The 21,569-nt window shown below is 44.9% G+C and carries 15 protein-coding genes; 10 read left to right on the top strand and 5 right to left on the bottom strand.

The window, feature by feature from the left end; genetic code table 11:
- Window positions 1-36 precede the first annotated feature (36 nt).
- The 9 genes from QNH28_RS24020 to QNH28_RS23980 all read left to right on the top strand — a co-directional run bounded on the left by QNH28_RS24020 (window position 37) and on the right by QNH28_RS23980 (window position 12,778).
- Window positions 37-1,473: an ABC transporter substrate-binding protein gene (locus QNH28_RS24020; protein ID WP_283908846.1), complete on the top strand. Its 1,437-nt coding sequence runs from the start codon at window positions 37-39 to the stop codon at window positions 1,471-1,473.
- Between the two features lie 167 nt (window positions 1,474-1,640).
- Window positions 1,641-4,571: an extracellular solute-binding protein gene (locus QNH28_RS24015; protein WP_283908845.1), complete on the top strand. Its 2,931-nt coding sequence runs from the start codon at window positions 1,641-1,643 to the stop codon at window positions 4,569-4,571.
- Complete coding sequence (locus QNH28_RS24010; protein ID WP_283908844.1) at window positions 4,568-5,533, top strand: carbohydrate ABC transporter permease; 966 nt, start codon at window positions 4,568-4,570, stop codon at window positions 5,531-5,533. Before QNH28_RS24015 ends, QNH28_RS24010 begins: the two co-directional genes overlap by 4 nt.
- A 1-nt stretch (window position 5,534) precedes the next feature.
- Complete coding sequence (locus QNH28_RS24005; protein ID WP_283908843.1) at window positions 5,535-6,395, top strand: carbohydrate ABC transporter permease; 861 nt, start codon at window positions 5,535-5,537, stop codon at window positions 6,393-6,395.
- A gap of 8 nt (window positions 6,396-6,403) precedes the next feature.
- Window positions 6,404-7,897 carry an NHL repeat-containing protein gene (locus QNH28_RS24000; protein ID WP_283908842.1) on the top strand — a complete coding sequence of 498 codons (1,494 nt, stop codon included), beginning with the start codon at window positions 6,404-6,406 and terminating at the stop codon, window positions 7,895-7,897.
- The gene (locus QNH28_RS23995; RefSeq protein ID WP_283908841.1) at window positions 7,894-8,508 is read left to right on the top strand and encodes a YIP1 family protein; all 615 of its coding nucleotides are present in this window, start codon (window positions 7,894-7,896) and stop codon (window positions 8,506-8,508) included. Before QNH28_RS24000 ends, QNH28_RS23995 begins: the two co-directional genes overlap by 4 nt.
- 18 nt (window positions 8,509-8,526) lie before the next feature.
- Window positions 8,527-10,902, top strand: a complete 2,376-nt coding sequence (locus tag QNH28_RS23990) for a DUF5696 domain-containing protein (RefSeq protein WP_283908840.1) — start codon at window positions 8,527-8,529, stop codon at window positions 10,900-10,902.
- Window positions 10,903-10,906: 4 nt separating this feature from the next.
- Window positions 10,907-11,782, top strand: a complete 876-nt coding sequence (locus QNH28_RS23985; protein WP_283908839.1) for a carbohydrate ABC transporter permease — start codon at window positions 10,907-10,909, stop codon at window positions 11,780-11,782.
- Between the two features lie 3 nt (window positions 11,783-11,785).
- Window positions 11,786-12,778 carry a carbohydrate ABC transporter permease gene (locus QNH28_RS23980; protein WP_283908838.1) on the top strand — a complete coding sequence of 331 codons (993 nt, stop codon included), beginning with the start codon at window positions 11,786-11,788 and terminating at the stop codon, window positions 12,776-12,778.
- Window positions 12,779-13,071: 293 nt separating this feature from the next.
- Here QNH28_RS23980 and QNH28_RS23975 read toward each other — a convergent pair whose 3' ends face one another.
- Entirely contained in the window at window positions 13,072-14,019 is a 948-nt protein-coding gene (locus QNH28_RS23975) for a serine hydrolase domain-containing protein (RefSeq protein WP_283912248.1), read from the bottom strand.
- A 171-nt stretch (window positions 14,020-14,190) separates the two neighbouring features.
- Here QNH28_RS23975 and QNH28_RS23970 point away from each other — a divergent pair, with 171 nt between their 5' ends.
- Window positions 14,191-16,560: a YcdB/YcdC domain-containing protein gene (locus QNH28_RS23970; RefSeq protein ID WP_283908837.1), complete on the top strand. Its 2,370-nt coding sequence runs from the start codon at window positions 14,191-14,193 to the stop codon at window positions 16,558-16,560.
- A 411-nt stretch (window positions 16,561-16,971) separates the two neighbouring features.
- Here QNH28_RS23970 and QNH28_RS23965 read toward each other — a convergent pair whose 3' ends face one another.
- The 4 genes from QNH28_RS23965 to QNH28_RS23950 form a co-directional block, all read right to left on the bottom strand.
- Window positions 16,972-17,793: a TerC family protein gene (locus QNH28_RS23965; protein ID WP_283908836.1), complete on the bottom strand. Its 822-nt coding sequence runs from the start codon at window positions 17,791-17,793 to the stop codon at window positions 16,972-16,974.
- 352 nt (window positions 17,794-18,145) lie between these two features.
- The gene (locus tag QNH28_RS23960; protein ID WP_283908835.1) at window positions 18,146-19,036 is read right to left on the bottom strand and encodes a carbohydrate ABC transporter permease; all 891 of its coding nucleotides are present in this window, start codon (window positions 19,034-19,036) and stop codon (window positions 18,146-18,148) included.
- 25 nt (window positions 19,037-19,061) lie between these two features.
- Window positions 19,062-19,946, bottom strand: a complete 885-nt coding sequence (locus QNH28_RS23955) for a carbohydrate ABC transporter permease (protein WP_283908834.1) — start codon at window positions 19,944-19,946, stop codon at window positions 19,062-19,064.
- Between the two features lie 254 nt (window positions 19,947-20,200).
- Window positions 20,201-21,565 (bottom strand): ABC transporter substrate-binding protein, encoded by a 1,365-nt coding sequence (locus tag QNH28_RS23950; protein WP_283908833.1) that lies wholly within the window; start codon window positions 21,563-21,565, stop codon window positions 20,201-20,203.
- Window positions 21,566-21,569: the final 4 nt, after the last annotated feature.

The raw sequence follows: 21,569 nt of genomic DNA, 5'->3' as shown, positions 1-21,569 counted from the left end.
TCATTCATTTGTTCAATTTAAGAGGGAGGTTAGGTTATGATTTCGAAAAGAAAAACGAGCAGTTTAGTCGTATGTATGTTAATGGTTTTTGTACTTTTTTTGTCAGCGTGTAGTAGCGCTGGAAGCTCAACGACGAACCAAAGTGCGTCTAACAACGTAAAAACGAATACGGAAAAAGCTAATAATGCGGGTGAAGCAACAAATGCACCAGCAACCGAGGCTACAAATGTAGTAGATCCTGCAACAGAACTACCGAGTAAAGACATCACAGGTGAAGTTACCGTTTGGGCATTTAATGAAAAAGTGTTCGAGGAAGTCGGCGCTGCATTTATGGCTGAATATCCTGGTATCAAGCTGAAAACGGTAGTTATGCCCTTTGGTGATCTGCATGACAAGCTGCAAACGACGATCGCTGCAGGCAGTGGAGCGCCAGATGTAGCTGAAGTAGAAATGTACCAGTTGAATCGCTATATGGCGGGAAATGTGCTGGAGAACCTTTTGGAAGAGCCTTATAACGCTGGAAAATATAAAGATCTGGTTGTTCCGTATAACTGGGAACGTTGGATGACACCGGACAGCTCACAGCTACTCGGTATGCCTTGGGATATGACTCCGGGTGTTTATTACTACCGTGCAGATATTTTTGAAGAGCTTGGACTGCCAAGTGATCCTGCTGAGCTTGGTGAATACATGCAAGATGAAGAGAATCTCTTGAACCTGGCTCAAATTTTGAAAGCTAACGGTAAATATTTCATGGAGTGGAGCGATGGCCCGATCGTATGGGCGGGAGATGAAGTCGGCTACTTTGATAAGGATATGAACTGGACGCGCAACACGGACAAAATGGTTAAGGTTCTCGATATTACAAAACGTGGACAACAATTGGGCTGGGCACCTCATATCGGTTATGGATCCGATGAAGGTAAGCAACTGGTACTGAAAGGTGATTTAGTTGGTGTCGTCTCAGGTTCTTTCGGTGCACGTGGACTTCAAGAGACGTTCCCTGAGCTTGCCGGAAAATGGAAAGTAACCCGTTTGCCAATAGGCATTAATGTGGGAATGGGCGGATCAAGCTTTGTTATTCCTTCGCAAAGCAAAAACAAAGAAGCAGCATGGGCATACATTCAGTGGAGCATGAGAAGTGAAAATGCTTGGAAAATTTGGACAAAACATTCCATTCAGCCAGGCTACAAGGATATTTCCAGTCTTGATTGGTATGCAAACACTAAAAATGAATATCTGGGTGGGCAAGAGGAATTTAAACTATATGAACAATTAAGCAATGATATTCCAGTTAAACACTTGACGCCAGTAGACAACAAAGGTTGGGAGATCTTTATTGCGGCGATCGGTGATGCGCTTGCTAAGAATACAGACTCCAAAACGGTTATATCCAAAATTGGCGATGATGTCATGAAGCAAGCCTCTAAAGAAATTGCCAGCTTTAAAAAGGCAATGGGCATGCAGCCGTAAGGAAATCTAATAACAGGAGGGGCAGCCTGCAATTGCCAGAGCTGCCCTGCTTGTATTCACTTGAGTCCGAGAGGCCCGTAAAGATGGGAGGAGACCGATGCGTGTTACGCATACTGCGAAAATATAAGATTAGTTTGTTGCTACTGGTACTTTTAGGAGTCTCCCTAGTGTGGTGGAACGAAACACGAGGGTTTAATAATTCAGCGATGGAAGGCATCCCCGTTTATGCGGATGTTGATGAAAGCTCTATTTTAGAAAGTGACAGTGTGAATTCGAAGCTCGAGCCCTCTTATTTAAGCTACTATGAGGAACAACAGAAGGATAGAGCACAGGATTCATCGGGTTTTGCGCTTGCTATCCCTTCGGCAGAGTATACGGCGACTAGTTCTGAAGGAACAGAGTTAATGGCGGATCTTGGTGGAAAGACCGTCAAGGTACTTGCGCTTAAAGAAGAGGACAGCTGGGTGGAATACAAATTTACGGTTCCTGCAGATGGGTTATATCAGATGGGGATAGAGTATTATGCCCTGCCTGGTAAACGATCCTCAATCATTCGAAGTGTGAAGGTGGATGGGGAGTACTTGTTCTCTCAAGTTAAAAAAATGGAATTCCAGCGGATGTGGAAGGAAAGTGCAGAGCCATGGCTGGACAATCAAGGAAATGAATTTAATCCTAAGCGAGAAGAGGTAACAGGCTGGCAATATCGCGAGTTTCGAGACGCCGAGGCCAGAACTGCGGACCCCTTTCGTTTTTATTTGACCAAAGGTGAGCATACGGTAAAGCTTGAAGCCATTCGGGAACCGGCTGCACTTAGTGAACTGAGAATATTTTCTCCAGAACCGCTCCCAACTTATGCGGAAGTGAAGCAGGAGTATGAGAATAAGGGTTACCAGCCTGTTCAGAATCAAGTGATCAAAATTCAGGCGGAAGAATCCTCCCTTCGTTCAGATCCAACGCTGAAGCGGATCGAGGACCGCGAGCCTCTTACCGAACCTTTTAACAAAGATGCTATTGTGCTTAACAGCTTCGGGGGTGTCGGTTGGCGTACGGGTGGACAATGGGCGGAATGGAATTTTGAGGTTCCTGAATCAGGACTCTATAACATCGCTATTCGTTACGGCCAGTGGTTCTTAAACGGAATACCGGTCGAACGCCGAATTATGATTGACGGCAAGGTACCGTTCCAAGAGCTGAATGCCTTGAAATTCCCTTACAAAGCGGAATGGCAAGTGAACAAGCTGGGGAATGAGGACGGAGAATACTTATTTTATCTAGAACAAGGTAAGCATACGCTGCGGATGGAGGTTCAAGTATCAGGCGTAGGCGGAATGATTGAAGCTGTACTGAACACTACACATAAAATGTCCCTTTTGGGACGAGAAATAACGCAGGTCACCGGAACGAATCCCGATCCGAACGGAGATTGGCAGCTGGAGCAGAACATTCCTAACCTCGTACCCCGTTTACATTTGATGGCACGGACGTTGGATGATGCGGTGCAGGATATGTATGCCTTTGGTGTTGCGGATGGAAGCTCAGAGCTGAGTACGCTCTATGAAGCGCGTGATCGATTCCTAGAAATGGCGAAGGATACCTCCAGCATTCCCGGACGTCTGCAGCAATTTACGGATATGCAGTCATCGCTCGGCTTATGGGTCAATGGATTGATGAAGCAGAGTATTGTAATGGACTATATCGAAGTGAAGTCGGAAGATCGGCCATGGCCTAAAGATGCGGCGCCTTGGTACACCCGTGTAGGGACGATGACATATGACTTCTGTAGCTCCTTTACAAAGGATTACAGTGGCATAGGCAATACGTACAAAAATGAAAAGGTGCTTGATGTTTGGATTTCACGCGGACGGGATTGGGCAGAGATCATTAAGCAGATGGTAGATGAGGACTTTACACCAAACACGGGCATCAAGGTGAATGTCAATATTATTCCGACGGTTGCAGCGGACCAGAAGCAGATTCTGTTATTGGCCAACACGGCCGGACTTGCTCCCGATGTGGCGCTGGGTGTTGAGGGTGAAGTGCCGATAGACTTTGCGGTGCGGAATTCACTCGTGAACCTGAATGAATTTCCGGATTATCAGGAGGTTGCTGACCGTTTCAGAGCGGGTGCACTGATTCCTTATAAGTATGGTAACGGAGACTTCGCATTGCCGGAGAATCAGAACTTCACGATGCTTTTTTACCGGAAAGATATTATGGCACAGCTCGGCATTAGCGAAGAGGATATTCCGAATACGTGGCAAGAGGTTATGGAACTGATTCCTGTACTTCAACAAAACGGGATGGACTTCTATTATCCACATGCTCCGAACAATCCAAGTCTAGCAATTAATGAGTTTGCGCCGTTCTTATTCCAGTATGGTGGAGATTTTTATAAAAATAATGGGATGGTATCCGATCTGGATTCACCAGAAGCGCTGACAGCGATGAAAATGTGGACCGGGCTATTTACGAACTACAAGCTTCAGAAACAAGCGGATTTCTATAACCGTTTCCGTTCTGGAGAGATGCCAATCGGGGTTGCTGATTATTCCACATACATTCTATTGTCTACAGCTGCGCCTGAATTGACAGGCTGGTGGGGCATGAAGCCAATGCCTGGTATTGAACAAGCCGATGGACAGATTAACCGTTCTACAGGTGGACTTGCACAGACTGGAATGATTTTTAAGGATACAGAAATGAAAGAAGAATCTTGGGAATTCCTGAAATGGTGGACCAGTGCGGATGCACAGGAGAACTTCGGCTCCGAGCTTGAGTCTCTGCTAGGTGTTGAAGCGCGCTGGAATACAGCCAATGTCGAAGCACTCAAACGGCTTCCATGGCAGCAAGCGGATATCGACGCCATTATGGAGCAGTGGGAGTGGTTCAAAGAGCGTGAAGTGGTGCTCGGAGGATATTACACGACCAGACATATCGCCAACATCTGGAATGAAATTGTGCTGAACGGTAAATTCCCACGGGAGGCGATGGAGCAAGGTGTGCGTGAAATCAATAAAGAGCTCAGTAAGAAACGCGAGGAGTTCGGGGTCGAAACTTCCGAGTCTTCAAGTGCTAAAGGGGAAGGAGGTCAGAAATGAGCAGTGAAATGATTACACCGGCACAGACCGGAGCCGTTCAGATGCAGCCGACGAAAACTCCTGGAAAATGGGCTCAGCTATGGTTAGACATCAAGAAAAATAAAGTTTCCTATTATTTCTTGGCCCCTTTCCTAATTCTGTTTACTATTTTTACTATTGTTCCTATTATCATGTCCGTTGTTCTCAGCTTCAGCTATTACAACATTATAGAGACGCCAAGATTCATTGGTTTCTCTAACTATAAGCTGCTGTTTGTAGACGATGATATCTTTCTTAAAGCTGTTGGAATTACGCTGAAATTTGCCATTATCACAGGTCCGATAGGTTATATTATGGCCTTCTTACTGGCTTGGCTGATTAGTCAAATTCCGCAGAAGTTCCGCTTTTTCTATACCCTATGCTACTATGTGCCTTCGATTACCAGTGCAGTAGCGATGTCTGTGGTTTGGCTATATTTATTCGCCGGCGACCGCAAGGGGCTGCTCAATCACTGGCTTATTCAGCTAGGTATTATTAATGAACCTTATTTATTTCTACAAAATGTAGATTCGATTGTACCCGTTATCATCATAGTTTCCTTATGGATGAGTATGGGCGTAGGCTTCCTTGCTTTTCTGGCGGGTCTTCAAAATGTACCTACGGATTTATATGAAGCCGGCTCTATTGATGGGGTCAAGTACCGCTGGCAGGAGCTTTGGTACATTACGATTCCATGCGTCAAACCGCAGCTGTTATTCGGTGCGGTGATGCAGGTGGTCGGTTCGCTTACCGTATTTGACGTCAGTATGCGGCTTGTTGGATTTCCGAGTCCCCTTTATGCAGGTCATACGATTATGGCGCATCTTTTCGACTACGCATTTATCCGCTTCGAAATGGGGTATGCGTCAGCGATTGCTGTATTATTGTTCGCTTTGATGCTTGGGCTTAACCGTCTCATCTTCAAAGTGCTGGGGAGGGATTAGGATGCACAAATTAAATTTACGGCGTATTGATTATGGAGGCATCTTTTTATATCTGTTCTTAACGGTGTTTGGCTTAATTATGCTGCTGCCACTTGTCTATATGGCAGTGACCGCTTTAAAGCCAACTAGTGAATTGTTCCTGTTCCCGCCGCGGTTCTTCGTAGTGAATCCGACGTTGGTGAACTTTCGTGATTTGCTGTTAATTACCGGAACATCGGCGGTGCCGTTCTCACGGTTTATCTTTAATAGTGTGATCGTTACATCGGGGATTGTGGTCGGTGGTGTCTTAATTTCGGCGATGGCGGCTTATCCGCTTGCCAAGCATAATATGCCATTTAAAAGCGCTATCTTTAATATGATCGTGGCGGCGCTAATGTTCTCGCCATTGGTATTGCAAATTCCACAATATCTGCTGATTAGTCGCAGCGGATTAATGAATTCTTATTTTGCAATGATCCTACCTTATCTGGCTGCGCCAATGGGAATGTTCCTTATGACCCAGTTCCTGCGGCAGCTTCCAGATGCTTTACTAGAGGCGGCCCGCATAGATGGCGCTTCTGAATGGAAGGTATTCTGGGTTGTGGTGATACCGATGCTTAAGCCGGCGATTTCGACTTTTGCCTTATTTAGCTTCATTTCTGCTTGGAACGATCCGTACCCTTCAATGGTTTATACGACAGTTCAAGAAATGAAGACGTTACCTCTTGCCATCCAGACCATTAGCGGTGGTGCCGGGGTTGTAGCTAGGGTAGGTACGCTGGCGGCAGCGAGCTTCTTGATGATTCTCCCGACTATTCTTGTCTTTATATTAACGCAGCGAATGGTGCTTCAAACAATGGCCCATTCGGGGCTGAAGGAATAGGGGGAGTCATGATGATAGGACGTAATGTGAAAAAAATGCTGCTGACAGGATTACTGATGACGCTGACTCTGCCAGTGCTGCTTCTTCCGGGGCAGGTGCTAGCTGGTGAAGCTCCATATGAGGGATATACGTGGAATCAGTCCGGCAATGAGGTCCGTTCGATTAATGGTTACCTCTACGATTCTTCTATCGATCCAACGGGATCAGATACCGGGTCCTTCAAAAATCCGGAATCGCTGTTTATAAGCAATGACGATTCAATCTATGTGGTGGACACGGGGAACAGCCGTATTGTTCATATGGATAAGGATGGTCGTCTGCTAAATCTGATCGGCGATACGGAGGGCAGCGGGAAGCTGCAGGAGCCGAAGGGGATTTTTGTTAAGGACGATGGAACCGTGTATGTAGCAGATACGAAAAATGCTCGTATTGCTATTTTTGATAAAAAAGGCAAGTTCGTCAAAGAGTTTCTGAAGCCCGACAGTCCACTGCTAGGTGCTAATTTCTCTTATTCTCCTTCTAAGCTAGTCGTAGATAAACGGGATTATATGTACGTGGTGAGCGATGGCAACACGCAGGGTTTGCTGCAGATTGATTCTGGCGGTAAGTTCAAAGGCTTCTATGGAGCGAACCATGTGGGCTTCTCTTGGACACGACTCTTAATTAAGCTGGTGGCCACCAAAGAGCAGCAGAACCAGCTGGCGACGGTTAAGCCTTCTGAATTCTCCAACGTGGATTTGGATGAAGAAGGATTTATCTACAGTACAACCTTGGGTGAAGAGTACAACCAGATCAAGCGATTATCTCCGGTAGGCGTAGATACGCTTAACATCGGTCAACGCTGGTACGGCGATTATTACTCTGACGGTCCGTTCAGTATGGCCTCCTTTATGGGGATCAGTATCGATGAAAATGGATTTATAACCGCGCTGGATTTGCAGTCCAGTAAAGTCTTCCAATATGACAAGCTGGGAAATTTGTTATTCAGCTTCGGCGGGATCGGGGATCAGAACGGACTATTCGTGACCCCATCGGCTGTAGATCAAACCTCTGATGGAATGATCTATGTGGTGGATAAAGGACGGGGCAGAATCGATCGCTTTCGGACCACGCCATTTGCAGATTTGGTTCATAAGGCGTCCCTGCTATACGTAGATGGCAGCTATGATGATGCGCAATCCTTATGGCAAGAGGTGCTGCGGTTAAACGCCAACTATGACATGGCATATCAGGCTATCGGAAAAGCGCTCTATAAAGCAGAGCAATATAAGGAATCTATGAGCTATTTCAAGCTTTCAAATTCCAAAGCTGATTATTCATCCGCTTTCCGCGAATACCGCAAATTGTATATCCGGGAGCACTTTACTTATTTCTTTGCCGGCGGAATCGGGCTGTTCTTGTTACTGTTCTGGAGTGCGCCGAGATTATACCGGAGATTCCATTCCTGGCTGTATAAAGGTAACCAGGCTGTATTGGACCCGGCAAAGGGGGAAATTGGATGAACACCTTGCGAATGATTCATCAGGTTGTAGTTCATCCTTATCAGTTCTATAACGACATTCAGGGAAAGCAACGGATCCTTTGGATACAGGGAATTGCAATCGTTCTGCTGACTTTTGTGGCACGAATGATCTCTATTCTGATTACGGGGTATGCATTCCAGACTAGAGAACCGCATGAAATCTCTATGTTTCATGAGTTCATTTGGCTTATCGTTCCTTGGTTGACCTGGTGTGTCTCGAACTGGGGTGTCAGTACAATCATGGACGGTGAGGGGAAGTTCAAGGAGATTTTTGTGGGCAGTGCCTTTGCGCTGGTGCCTTACATGCTCTTTATTATTCCAGTTACGCTGCTTACGTTGGTCCTTTCACTGGATGAAGCTTCAACCTTCAATCTGCTGCATAAGTTTGTGATCCTATGGGTCGCTTGGTTGATTTTGATGAAAGTGAAAATCCTACATGATTTTGAGATTCGCAAGGTTATTTTTATAACCATAATCAGTGTAATAGGAATCGCCATTATCTGGTTCGTAGGCATCTTGCTGTTTGGTATTTCCAATCAATTTGTTTCATTTATTATCGTTCTGCTCAAAGAGTTGAGATTGCGCGCGTAAGGAGGGAAAGGTAACACGATGATAAAAAATATGAAAGTGCGGGGCATTCTCTGTATTGTTGTGATGATGCTGTTCGCAGTTATAAATGTTCAACCCCTACACAGTTCCGCCGATCCGTCCACCGCTGCGCAGTCTGTTCAGACTGAAGAAGGCAAAGAGGCTGCACAAGAGGAAACAGCGGCGTCGTCGAATGAACCAGTTGAAGTGCAGGACACAGCGGTGCAAGTAGTAGAGGCTACAGCCCCAGCTGCAGAGCGGACTCCAGCCACTGTAGCAGCACCTGTTCAGAAGGCTGAGCTGCAGCCGGTCACGCCTGGAACGAAAGCGTTGGAGAACGACCGCTATATATTGTATGTGGATGAGAAATCGGGAAATCTTCGCATCACTGACAAAATCACAAACAAGGAATGGCTTGGATCTCCACAGCTGGAGCGCACGGCCATGCCTAATATTAAGAAATATACGACCGCACCGATTTATGCGAGATATACACAAGGGGCAGACATTACCCAAATCTATCCCCTTAAAGATGAGGATTCTTCTGTCTCTGTAGCCATTGAGCCAGATGTTGTTCGTGCTGTATTCTCTTTTGAAAGTCTGAAGCTGTCCTTTGCTCTGGAGTACAGACTGACTGCTAACGGATTTGAAACTTCCATTCCACAGGAGTACTTGAAGGAAGAGGGGAGCGCGAAGTTCACAAGCCTTGAGGTCTTGCCATTTTTTCATGCTGCTAGAGAAGATGCGGATGGCGCAATGATGCTTCCAGATGGTTCGGGAGCATTGCTGGACTTTCGTAAAGATCATCCCGCTTATTTGAAAGGTTATTCTGAGTACATTTACGGCGGGGACGAAACCTTCGTGAAACAAAATCATGAAATTACGGATAACTCTTGGCAAAAAGCGGCGCCGCTTAAGAAAGCTATCGCATTGCCAGTGTTTGGCATCTATCAGGGAGACACCGGATATTTAGCCATTGTCACTAAGGGAGATACCGACGCAAAAATCAACGGTGTTCCTTCAGGCATTCGCGCAATTTCGCTTTATAGAGCATCAAGCGAATTTACCCTGCGCAAGGATGATGTTATTTTTGTCGGGAATTCTGGACAAATTCCTTACTATCAGGGTGAGATGATCAAAACCGATCGTAGCGTACGTTATGTTCTACTCCAAGGAGAGGACGCCAATTACGTTGGCATGGCGAAGGAATACCGTAATTACTTAATGGAAGAAAAGAAGATTAAAGAAGTGGTTCTTGAGAATACGCCACTATATCTTCAAGTGCTAGGTGGGATTTCTCGTGATGAAGTCATCGGTTCAACCTTCATTGAAGCAACTACGTTTAAACAAATCAAGACCATGATTGATCAGTATCAGGCCGAGGGTGTTGCTCAGCTTGAGATTACGATCGAGGGATGGTCCAAGAATGGTCTATACGGCAACCAACCAGAACAATTTCCGGTTGAGAAGAAGCTTGGGGGCAGCAAGGGGCTGAAAGAACTTCAGGAATATGCTTCAGGTAAAGGTGTAAATCTCTATTTGAAGGCTAATTACGTGAAGCCTTACCAAGATAGCAATAGTGTGAAGGCAAGTAGAGATGCTGTGCGGGGAATCAATCGGGAAGTCTTGAAGCAATACGTCTACTATCTCTCCACACGGTGGAATACGGATGATTATTTCTATTTGATGAAACCGAGTGTGATCGCAAAACGCAGTAATGCTGAGCTGAGTAAGTTTCAGGAATTAGGGATTAAGGGCGTTCAATTTGAACACTTTGGAAGCTTGTTATATTCCGATGAGGATAACAAATCCAATACGGACCGCCAGCTTACAGAAGATACTTATGTTAATGCATTGGATACCTTCCGCAATAGCGAGCTTAACACGGCAGTGGATTATGGGTTTGCCTATACACTCGGACATGTGAACCGGATTGATGAGGCGCCACTCGATTCCAGCCAATTTGTTTATACGGATCGGGCAATTCCGTTCTACCAGCTGGTGTTACACGGCTTAGTGCCTTATACAGCAAGCCCTGTCAATCTGTACGATGATTCCAGTAATCAAACATTACGGGCGCTGGAATATGGAGCCCTTCCAAGTTATGAATTAACTTATGCTCCCACTAGCGATCTTCAGAGAACCATGGCTGATACGCTGTTCAGCTCCAGTGTTGAGAACTGGCTGGCGTCTTCCGTGCAGAATTATCTCGAACTGAAAGAGGTCTATGACAGCATTCGCAACCAGCAAATGACGAATCATGAGCAGCTGCAAAGTAAGGTCTTTCGGACGACTTATGCAAACGGTGTGAGCATTATAGTGAACTATAATGAGCAGTCCGTCGACGTGTCAGGTCAGAGCGTCGAGGCATACAGCTATGCGGTAACAGGAGGATGAGGAAGTGAAAAAATCAAAGTTATCGATGCGAGCGCGTTATTTCGTTGAAGGATATTCCTTCATCGGCCTGTGGCTGGTCGGATTTCTGGTGTTTATGGCTGTTCCGCTGGGCCGTTCCTTGTATTACTCCTTTCAGGATCTCCAAGTGAGTAAGGGTGGCTTGCTGGCCACTTTTGTCGGGATGGAGCATTATCGCGCTGCTTTTACTACAGATGTTAATTTCTTGCCTTTGCTCAAGTCGACGATGGTGTCGACGGTGACTCAGGTTCCATTAATTCTTATCTTTTCACTGTTCTGCGCGATTTTGCTGAATCGTGGATTGATTGGAAAAACCTTTTTCCGCGGCGTGTTCTTTTTACCCGTCATCATTGCTTCAGGTGCAATTCTGGGGAAATTGATGGATCAGGGTGCTGCAAATTTACCGATTTTTTATAATCAGGATTTATACGATAAGCTTCATAACTTTATCCCCGGCGACATTCTGAAGTCTTTGCTGAAATATGCAGAATCTTTAACGCTGGTGATGTGGGATTCCGGCGTGCAAATTCTGATTTTTCTAGCGGGGTTACAGACGATTTCTGTTTCGCTCTATGAAGCGGCCAAATGTGACGGAGCAACGGCTTGGGAAAGCTTTTGGAAAATCACCTTTCCGATGATTATGCCGATGATGCTCGTAAACACATTGTTCAGTATCGTCAGTTCATTCACGAAGGCGGACAATCAAATCATGAGTCATATTTTAAATGTCGTCTTTAAAAATAATGATTTTGGGTATGGCTCAGCGATGGGGTGGATTTATTTTGTGTTTATTTTCTTGGTTCTGGGCTTGGTCTTCCTGCTGTTCAGCAAGTCGCTCGGTGCCACCGAAGGGAGGAAGTAGAAGATGTTGAAGGAATCCGTAAAACAGGTTCGGACAACGAACATGGAACATCTGTCCACTCGCTTGAAGGCAAGCGGCAAGCTGGACAGAGTCGTAAAACGCTCGCTTCAGGTGCTGAATATCGCTTTTTATTACTTGGTCATTCTCAGCTTAACGTTTGTCTTCCTGTACCCCTTGTTATACATGGTGTCGAAATCGATGATGCAAGTGACTGACGTCGCCGATGCTACGGTGCAATGGCTTCCGAAACAGTTTAGTTTTGGAAACTATATTCTGGCATGGGATTCGCTTAAATTTTGGGCGGGCTTCGCGAATAGTGCGATTATTTCTTTTGGGAGTGCAGTTCTGCAAATTTTGAGCTGTTCCTTAATCGGTTATGGTTTTGCCAGATACCGGTTTCCAGGCTACGGGGTATGTTTCATTCTACTGTTGTTTACTTTTCTAGTTCCACCGCAGACGATTGTTGTCCCATTGTATTTGTTCTTTAGTGATTTGGGCTGGATCAATACACATCTGCCATTTGTGGTCCCTTCTATGTTTGGTCACGGATTGAAGGGGGCATTATTCGTTCTGATCTTTATTCAGTTCTATCGCGGAATGCCTAAAGTGTTGGAGGAAGCAGCACGTATCGACGGCGCAGGCGCATTTAGAACGTACTGGAAAATCATGTTCCCTATCGCTAAGCCAGCTATGCTGATTGTATTCTTATTCTCTGTTGTATGGCACTGGAACGATAGCTTTGAACCGAATACTTATTTAACGACGCCGGATTTCTATAATCTGTCGCAACGATTAGCGATGTTCTACGGTTCGAATAATCAGGCGGCTGAGACCATGTCGCAAATGACTTCAGGTTCTATTGGGATGGCTCCAACCGGACTGAATCAGGTCATGGCGGCGTGTATCCTAACGATTTTGCCGATTCTGATTCTGTACTTGTTCGTACAACGTCATTTCGTCGAAAGCGTGGAACGCTCTGGTATTGCCGGAGAGTAACTCTATTTACTAAAAACCAGCAAGCCTCCCGGGTGGAGACTTGCTGGTTTTTTAATTCTGCATGAAGAGCTACAGCTAATGGGAAATGCTCCGGACTCAGAAGGCGCTATTTGCGAATATATTGTCTTTTGGCGTTGGTTGCGGACCCGAGAGGCGTTATTCTTTATAAATTGGCTCGGAACCGGCCTTTTTTAAGGGAATAAAGGCTATGGAGTCCGCAAGCCCCTCAAATGAAGGCATATCGTAGAAATAGAGTCCCTTGTGTCCGATAGCTCTCTTGAGCCTCCCTCTTCTTACTGCCCTAGAAGCGCTGGCACAATAAATCGACCGAATACATTAGCTGGTGAGCCTTTTTTGTATTTATCCGCAGTGATGACTACTACCAGCCCGTAGGATGGAACCACAATAATATGCTGGCCCATGAAGCCAAGCGCAAAATAATAAGGGATCTCATTCGGCTGCTGCTCTGTACCTGTATTAAATGAGGATACCCACCAGTGCCAGCCATAGAAGCCCTTCTGTGGTAGCGTGGCTGCAACATAAGGGTGAGTGGACTTCTGTACTGTATCTGAAAGGATAAGCTGCTGATCCTTCCAGCGCCCCTCTTGCAAATAAAGGAGACCGAATTTCAGCATATCTTCTGGCTTCATGTAAAGGCCAAAACCACCAGTATGAATGCCTTGCGGATCACTATCCCAGCGGTAGCTTTCGATGCCAAGCGGCTGAAATAGCTGATCTTCGGCAAATGCTGCAACATCTTGTCCAGAACATTCACGTAGGATAGCGGATAATAGCTGAGAGCAACCGGAGTTATAGTTCATCTCAGTGCCTGGCGTATGAGATAGCGGCTGGGCGAGCACAAACTTTATCCAGTCTGCGGTTCTGGTCATGGTCGGAAAGGAATTCTGCCCCCCAAACTCCGTCCAGTTAAAGCCTGCGGTCATCGTTAATAAGTGACGGATAGTGATCTCTCTTTTTCGTGGATCTTGATCCTCTTTTAATGAAGGGAAAAATAGAGAAATGGGTGTATCAGGTGGTGGAACCATTTGTTTATCTATGGCTATGCTAACTAAGGCGGCGAGCACGCTTTTGGTGCATGAGTTAATTTTACCTAGCTCCTTAGCGATTTCTGGCTCGCGATAATGCTCCAGTATAGGTTTTCCATGTTGAATGATTAGACAACTGCGAATTTCTAGGCCAGTAATACCGTCTATAAGCGGCTGAAGGTTCCAATCAGTAATGTGAATGGCCCCCTTTCATAGATGAGTTGAAGCTGTAGCTGCCTACCATTATAGCTTATATAGTGTGCATTACATAAACCTTGTAATTTCCTGTCGTTAATTAAATATGGAAAATATAAGTAATTATCTGTATAATGTTATGAATCACGTGTTAGAGGAGGATGAATTCTTTTGAAAAGCAATAACACTCACTTTGTTCATCAGACAGCTAAAACGGTATTGATTACTTCTGTCGCCATCGCATTATTGTTACCTCCAAGCTTGGCCGCAGCCGATACTACATCTGTTAGTAGCAACACTACGGTAACACAGGTTAGCGCACAAGCACCGGTGACTACAACGAACTCCGAGGCAGATCTTACAAAAGTGAAATTCACACAGGAGCAAGCGGTTGCGAAGCTAAGAGAACTATTCCCATCCCTAAAGGATGCAACGGTAAACAATGTTCAACTGGGATCTAACCAAAGCTACCCCTCTCCAGCAAATCAAATGATCTGGAATATTCAGTGGCAGATTCAAGAGGGGAATATGGGATATGGCTTTAGCAGTGAGATAGATGCGATTAATGGAGATATCATCAGTACGTATATTTCATACCCACGTGAGAATAACGAATCCTATTATCCACCGAAAGTATCGCAGACTCAGGCACTGGAGATCGCCAAGGCTTTTGTGGCTAAGGCTGCATCATCGGTTAAAAGCAGTGATCTGCAATTAAATGAGAATGCTGGTTATAATTATTTTTCCACCTCTTTATTCGGTCCTGTTCAATACAGCTATTACTTCAGTGTCATGAAGAATGGTCTTCCTTCTGGATTGGATAACATTAACATAGCTGTGGATGGCAACGGCAATGTAATTCAATTCTCTAAGTCTTCTCAAGGGCTTGAGTATCCGTCTGCACAGCCCAAGATTACCTTGGAGCAAGCACAGAAGCAATTTGCGGAACAGTTTGATGTAAGCCTTTTTTACACTCCTATTTATAAGAACGGAAAACCTAACAACTGGATTCTAGGCTGGCGTCCAGTGGATCAGTCTCTATATCCTATCGATGCATTGACGGGCAAGAGAATAGATTATGAAGGAAAAGAATACGTATCTACCCCAGTCGTGTATTCAGATGTAGCAAAGGGTAAGGATGTCTTTCAAGCAAGAACTTCAGCTACAGAGCTTACTGCAAAAGAAGCGGAACAGCTTGTAAAGAAGGTTGCGTATATTCCAGCAGATCGTAAATTGATCTCTCAAAGCTTAAGAAATGACTATCAGGATACGAATCGGAAGATCTGGCAGTTATATTGGGGTAGTGCTAGTGGAAATGAACGTTACATTGGTGCTGGCTTTCCAGAACAATCCTCTGCTGAGATCGATGCAAAGACCGGTGAAATATTACAGTACCAGATTCAAACCTATGGTGCTACTCAGGATAAGAAGAAGGAAGAGCCGGCTCCTGCTGGAGGGAAGAAGCTTAGTGAGGCTGAAGCTAAGACTAAAGTACTTAGTATAATTAATAGCCTGTATCCTCAGGCGAGCCAGAAGCTAAAGCTTTTAGAATATGGAGATAACTCAAGCGTGACTTCAGACGGATCAGGATTTAGATATCAGTTTATTAGATATCATAAAGGGATTCCTGTGAGTGACAGTAACCTTACGGTAAGCTTGGATCTTTACGGCAGACTGATTTCTTACATGGGGAATCGGATAGACGGTATCGATGAAATTACACTATCGCCGGAGGCTACAATTTCCAAGAAGGAAGCGCTCGAAAGTTATAAACCTAAATATCAGACTAAGCTAAGATACACTCAGGTTGGTGGATACTATAGTTATAATAGCTATGCCACGCCAAAGGTGAAGCTGGTATATGATACAACTTTTGATGAATCTAATGGATTATATCAGGTTTTAGATGCAGCCACTGGTAAATGGGTTGCGGTCTATGACTACCTCGGTCAGCAAGACGCTCAAATATCCGCAACGGATATCAAAGGCCATGCAGCGGAACAACCCTTATCAGAATTAGTAAAATACCATGTGATTACTCCGGATGCCGATGGTAAAGTGAACCCGGATCAAGAAATAACGGTTGGCGATTGGTTAACCTATCTTGTCAAGGCTTCTAATCCGAATTTCAGCAATTATTATAATAATAATGAACGGAAAACTGTGGCAGGTGTGAAGCCTGAGAATTCATATTATGATGCTGTTTCTTATGCAGCAGATCGTAAGTGGATCAACAAGGATCAAAGCCTGCAAATTGATAGTAAGTTAACCCGGGAACAGCTTGCTGTTCAGCTGGCTAATTTTTTGAAATACAACAAACTCACAGCCTATCTTGATAAAGATGTAACGGTAAGTCAGTTCAGTGATAGTGCATCTATAAACAATAAGGGTGCAGTGGCTCTTGTTGTGAAATTGGGAATCCTAAAGGATGACAACGGCAAGTTTAATCCGCAGCAGACGGTAACGAAAGCACTGGCGGCTACGGTGATTATGAAGCTAGTGGAACTGCAAGGAAAGACCGATCAGATCATTGGTCAATAAGAATATTTAAAGGGTTAAAAAGACAACCAGGCAGCAATTCTCCGGTTATTGGAGGATTACTGCCTGGTGTTTTTAGTTTGCGAATGGCTGGCTGAGAACATCGCTACTAGATAGACTTGCAGCTTTCCGGTACCCCCTTTCCTTTAGCGCCGAAACTTGCTGGAGTTCGTGAGATAACTGCATTCTTTGCAACTAAAAGTTTGATGTACCAAATACAATTATATCCATTGCTGGAGGGATTTGAAGAATTATAGATGTATAAAATGCAGTTAAACGCTTCTACACTTCTCTTTCGTCGGCTGCACACCACAGGAATATCGGGAGCAGAATAGGGGATAAAAGAAATAACCCGAAAGACGAACACCTTAAAGGTGCATCTATCGGGTTATTTGTTTTGTGATTCAAATAGGATTAATGAAGTTGTTTATCTACTTCTTTAATTGGATTCTCTCCAGCGTTCTCTTCAACCTTGCTGCTCATAAACCAACCAATTGCAGCGATGAGTACGAGCACAACATAGAAGGTGAGCTTCCACCAAGTGCTATGTGCGAAATCTTCGGAAAGAACACCAAGTGAAGGGTGTGCCAAGGTAATAACTGCTAGCTTAACGCCGACCCAACCTACGATGAAGAAGGCTGCAATTTCAAGACCTGGACGGGTGTGGAGCAGCTTAACGAAGAAGGTAGCTGCGAAACGCATAATAACCAGTCCGATAAATCCACCGGCAAAGATGACGAGGAATTGACCGCCGTCAAGTCCACCGATTTTCGGAAGTCCACTTGCAGGAAGAGCAACCGCGAGGGCAACTGCTGCAAGAATGGAATCGACCGCGAAGGCGATGTCAGCAACTTCTACTTTAAAGACAGTAAACCAAAAGCTGGATTTCTTTTTGGTGACTGCAGCTCCAGTACCGCTTTCAGCTGCTTCATCCGTAACTGGCTTCTTGAACAATAGCTTTCGGAAGATATGGTTCCCTGCGATAAACAATAAATAAATCGCGCCGATGGCTTGTACTTGCCAGATATCAACCAGGTAAGAGATGACAAATAGTGAACCGAAACGGAACACGAAGGCTCCGGCTAATCCGTAAAATAGTGCTTTTTTTCTTTCCTCATCAGGAAGGTGCTTAACCATAATTGCCAATACCAGTGCGTTATCTGCGGCTAGTAGTCCTTCAAGTGCTACAAGAACGAGTAATACCCAGCCATATTCTAATACTAATCCCCAATCCATTACTGTTGTCCTCCCTTTTCTAATGCAAATATCTACTAAAAGATACTTACTATACCATTTTAACCATTTTTATATAAAAAAGACCTTTACCAAACAGATTAGCCTTTGGAATAAAGGTCTAACCTGATTGGTAAAGGTCTCGCTAACAATGTTGAATTGCCAATAAAGCCGGAGAATATCCTCATATTCTCGTATTGACGACTTTATTTAACAGCTACTCCCCTTTACGGGATATATTAAATTTTTGATTTAATTCGTTGTGATTTTGCCTAAGGAGATCATATACGAGTTGAAAGTTAATGTCAATAAAATGTTGGAGGGATAAAGCTAGAGTTCTCCATTCCATTTTGTGTTAGCCCTTTACCGCCCCAGCGGTAATTCCCTTAGTCATCTGTTCTGTGAAGAGCAGATAGATTAGGATGGTTGGGATGGCAATGATCGTCATAACAGCGAACTGAGCGCCGTAGTTGGACGAATATTCTCCGGCGAATTTCATAATGGAGAACGGAATGGTTTTGAGATCCTCCGAGGTGAGGAAGGTGTTCGCCATAATAAATTCATTCCAGGTGCTGATGAAATTGAGTACACAGATGGTAGCTAGTGCGGGTTTCGTAATAGGGAAGATGATGCGGAAGATCACACCGTAAATGCCGCAGCCATCGATAACCGCCGACTCTTCAATCGCACGAGGGATGGTCTCTAGAAATCCAGTCATGATGAGCACACTCATTGGGATGACAATAGCCGAATAAGGCAGAATCAGTGTGTACATATTGTTCAGCATTCCGAGCTTGTTAAACAAGATAAAGTTCGGCAGCAGTGTCGCGTGAATGGGAATGATCATGCCCATCATGATAAGTGACAACACAATACCACTTAGCTTCCATTTCATACGGGTGAACGCATACCCCATCATCAGTGACACTAGTGCGGACAGCGCAACGGTAATTACAGTAATGATAAGACTGTTGGCAAAATAGCGTGGTACACGCCCATAGGTAAAAGCGTTTCTATAATTCTCCCATTGCGGGGGGGATGGCCATTTCAGAAAAGAGCTTCCGAAGAAATCACCACTCTTTAGCAGGGAGTAATCGATCAGCCAGATGAGCGGAAATAACTGTATTAAAGCGATGAGACAAAGAAAAACCATCATTAGGATTTTGCCAGTTGTAGGTTTACTGCGCTTCTGTTTGTGAAGCTTCAGATTGGGGGGCGAAGTGGCAGGTGCTAATGAATTATTCATATGATTTCCTCCGGTTACAGGGATTCTAAAACTCTCCGATATCTTTCTTCAGAACCTTGTTGAGTATTACGGTCAGTACAAGGCAGAACACAATGAATAGGATGGATATGGCATTACCGTAGCCGTATAGCGACGATGAGAAGGCGGTTTTGTAAAGGTAGTTTCCTAAGAATTGCGTGCTATTAGCCGGGCCACCGTTGGTCATTAAGAACACGGTTTCCATTTGCTTAAGACAGGTTGTAACCGCGATGATAATGGCAACTCGCATCATAGGCGAAAGAAGCGGTATGATGATGCGCGTGTAGAGGGTATAGTTGTTCGCGCCATCGATCTTTGCGGCTTCGCTTAAATCACTTGGAATGCCTTGCAGACCTGAATAATATAGCAGCAGTGCGTATCCAAAACCTTGCCACATTACAACAATGATGATGCACCAGATCGCTGTCTTCGGATCTCCAAGCCAATCATGTGTGAGTGAATCCAGCCCAACGCCACTTAGCAACTTGTTGAGCAATCCGTAATTGGGATGAAAAATCCCGCTCCACAGCTTGGCTGTAACCACAACAGAAATTACCGCGGGGATAAAAAAGATCGTCCGGAATATTTTTTCGTATTTACCGGAATTGGTCAGGAATATCCCTATGAGAATAGCAAAGGGATGCTGTAAGAATACAGTGGCAGCGGTTAGTAACAGGGCATTGCCCAGCGAGGTCCAGAATACTTTGTCATGAAATAGAATTTCGCGATAGTTATCCAAGCCGATAAAATTGTACTTGCCGATTCCGCCCCAGTCTGTAGAGCCATAATAAGCGCTCATGAAGATAGGGATGCAAATCATAAAAGCAAACAGGAATAGCCCGGGTGCGATGAGTAGAAATATCGCTTTTTTGTCGCTTAACACTCTGTGCATGGAAATCTCCGTCCTTTGAAAGAGTAATCTATCTACTACCATCGTAACGGGAAGCTAGACCGTGGAACATGCCGTATATTTCAGATGATTGTACACATTTTTTAAATTATGAAATAATAAATTCTCTGACGCCAAAGGCGATTATGCTCGAACAACAAACCCCCGGCCTCTGGGGGGAGTCGGGGGTTTGTACGCTACTATTTATGATGCTAATTCAGAAGCGTCAAGATTCATGTTCTTAGTAGTATTAGAGCTTATTTACCAGCCAATTTATCGGACGCAGCGTCAAGCGCTTTGGCGAATTCCGCTGTATTCATAGCGCCGGAGAGCAGGCTTTGGTGAGCCTCCATTACCTTTTGCTTAAACTCGTCGTTACCAATATCCTGCAGTGGAGTTCCACTGGAAGAGGTCATCGAGCTGAAGACATCTACTAGTTCTTTTTGGAGTTGAGTTTCATTACCAGTTAAGAATTCATCGAATTTTTGCGCAGGTGTACCCGCGCCAGCTTGCCATAACATCTTGGACCAGTTCTCAGGAGCGAAGAAATACTTCAAGAAATCAACAGCAGCTTCAGGATGCTTGGAGTTCTTACTTACAGCATATCCACCACCGTACCAAGCAGCATCATCCGTTGATTTACCTTTATCTGAACCAGGGAAAGCGAATGCGCCTACATTATTGCGGAATTCTTCAGAGAAGTTCACATCTGTAGCTAGGCCAGACTCCCAAGCACCCATAAAGAACATAGCGGCTTGTCCTTGTCCGAACAAGTTACGCGCTGCGCCGTAATCGGCGGTCAGCCAGCCGTCAGCAAAGCCTTTGGCATTAGCGAAATCTTGCATTTCAGTAGCAGCTGCAACAAGGCTAGGATCATTAAAGGATATTTTACGAGCAACAGCTTCATCCATCTTATTAAAATCACCATTTTGACGTTGAGCCACAAACTCATACCAGATTGGCAGCGTCCATGCATCCATACCGTTCATAGCGATTGGGTTAATCTTGTTGGCACGCAATGTTTTGACAGCTGCGAGCAGGTCAGCGGTAGTCTTTGGAATCTCGATGCCGTTGTCAGCAAAGATTTTCTTGTTATAGAACATAACCATATAGTCAGCGCTACGTGGCAATCCATACAGCTTGCCATCTTTGCTGAAGCCGTCCATAGAACCAGAAACAAACTGATCACCTTCGAAGTCAGCGCTGTTCAGTTCAAGCAGTAAGTCATTATCGAGCAGAGGACTCAGGAAAGAAGGCTGGCCCCAAGCTTGAATGATATCAGGCATTTGATTGCTGGAAGCATATACTTTGATTTTTGATTTATAAGGTTCATCTTGAAGCGCTTCCACTTCTATCTTGACGTTAGGGTGCTCTTTCATATAAGCGTCGATAATGTCTTGCTCCACCTTGCCGGAACCGTTTGCCCGATCCGCAAGTGCGGTGAAGAACTTCAGCGTAATTTTTTCGGCTGGTGCGTTTGCTGTTGCCTCGGCAGTAGCTTCGGCTTTGTCATTCGCAGGAGCGTTTGTAGCTTTCGCATTGTTATTTCCGCCACCGCAGCCTGCAAGCAGAGCTGGAAGCATTAGACTCATAAGCATTAGCTTGATTCCTTTACTTTTCATCAAA

The sequence above is a fragment of the Paenibacillus sp. G2S3 genome (assembly GCF_030123105.1).
Taxonomy (GTDB): Bacteria; Bacillota; Bacilli; order Paenibacillales; family Paenibacillaceae; genus Paenibacillus_AQ.
This window is presented reverse-complemented; position numbering and strand designations above follow the sequence as displayed.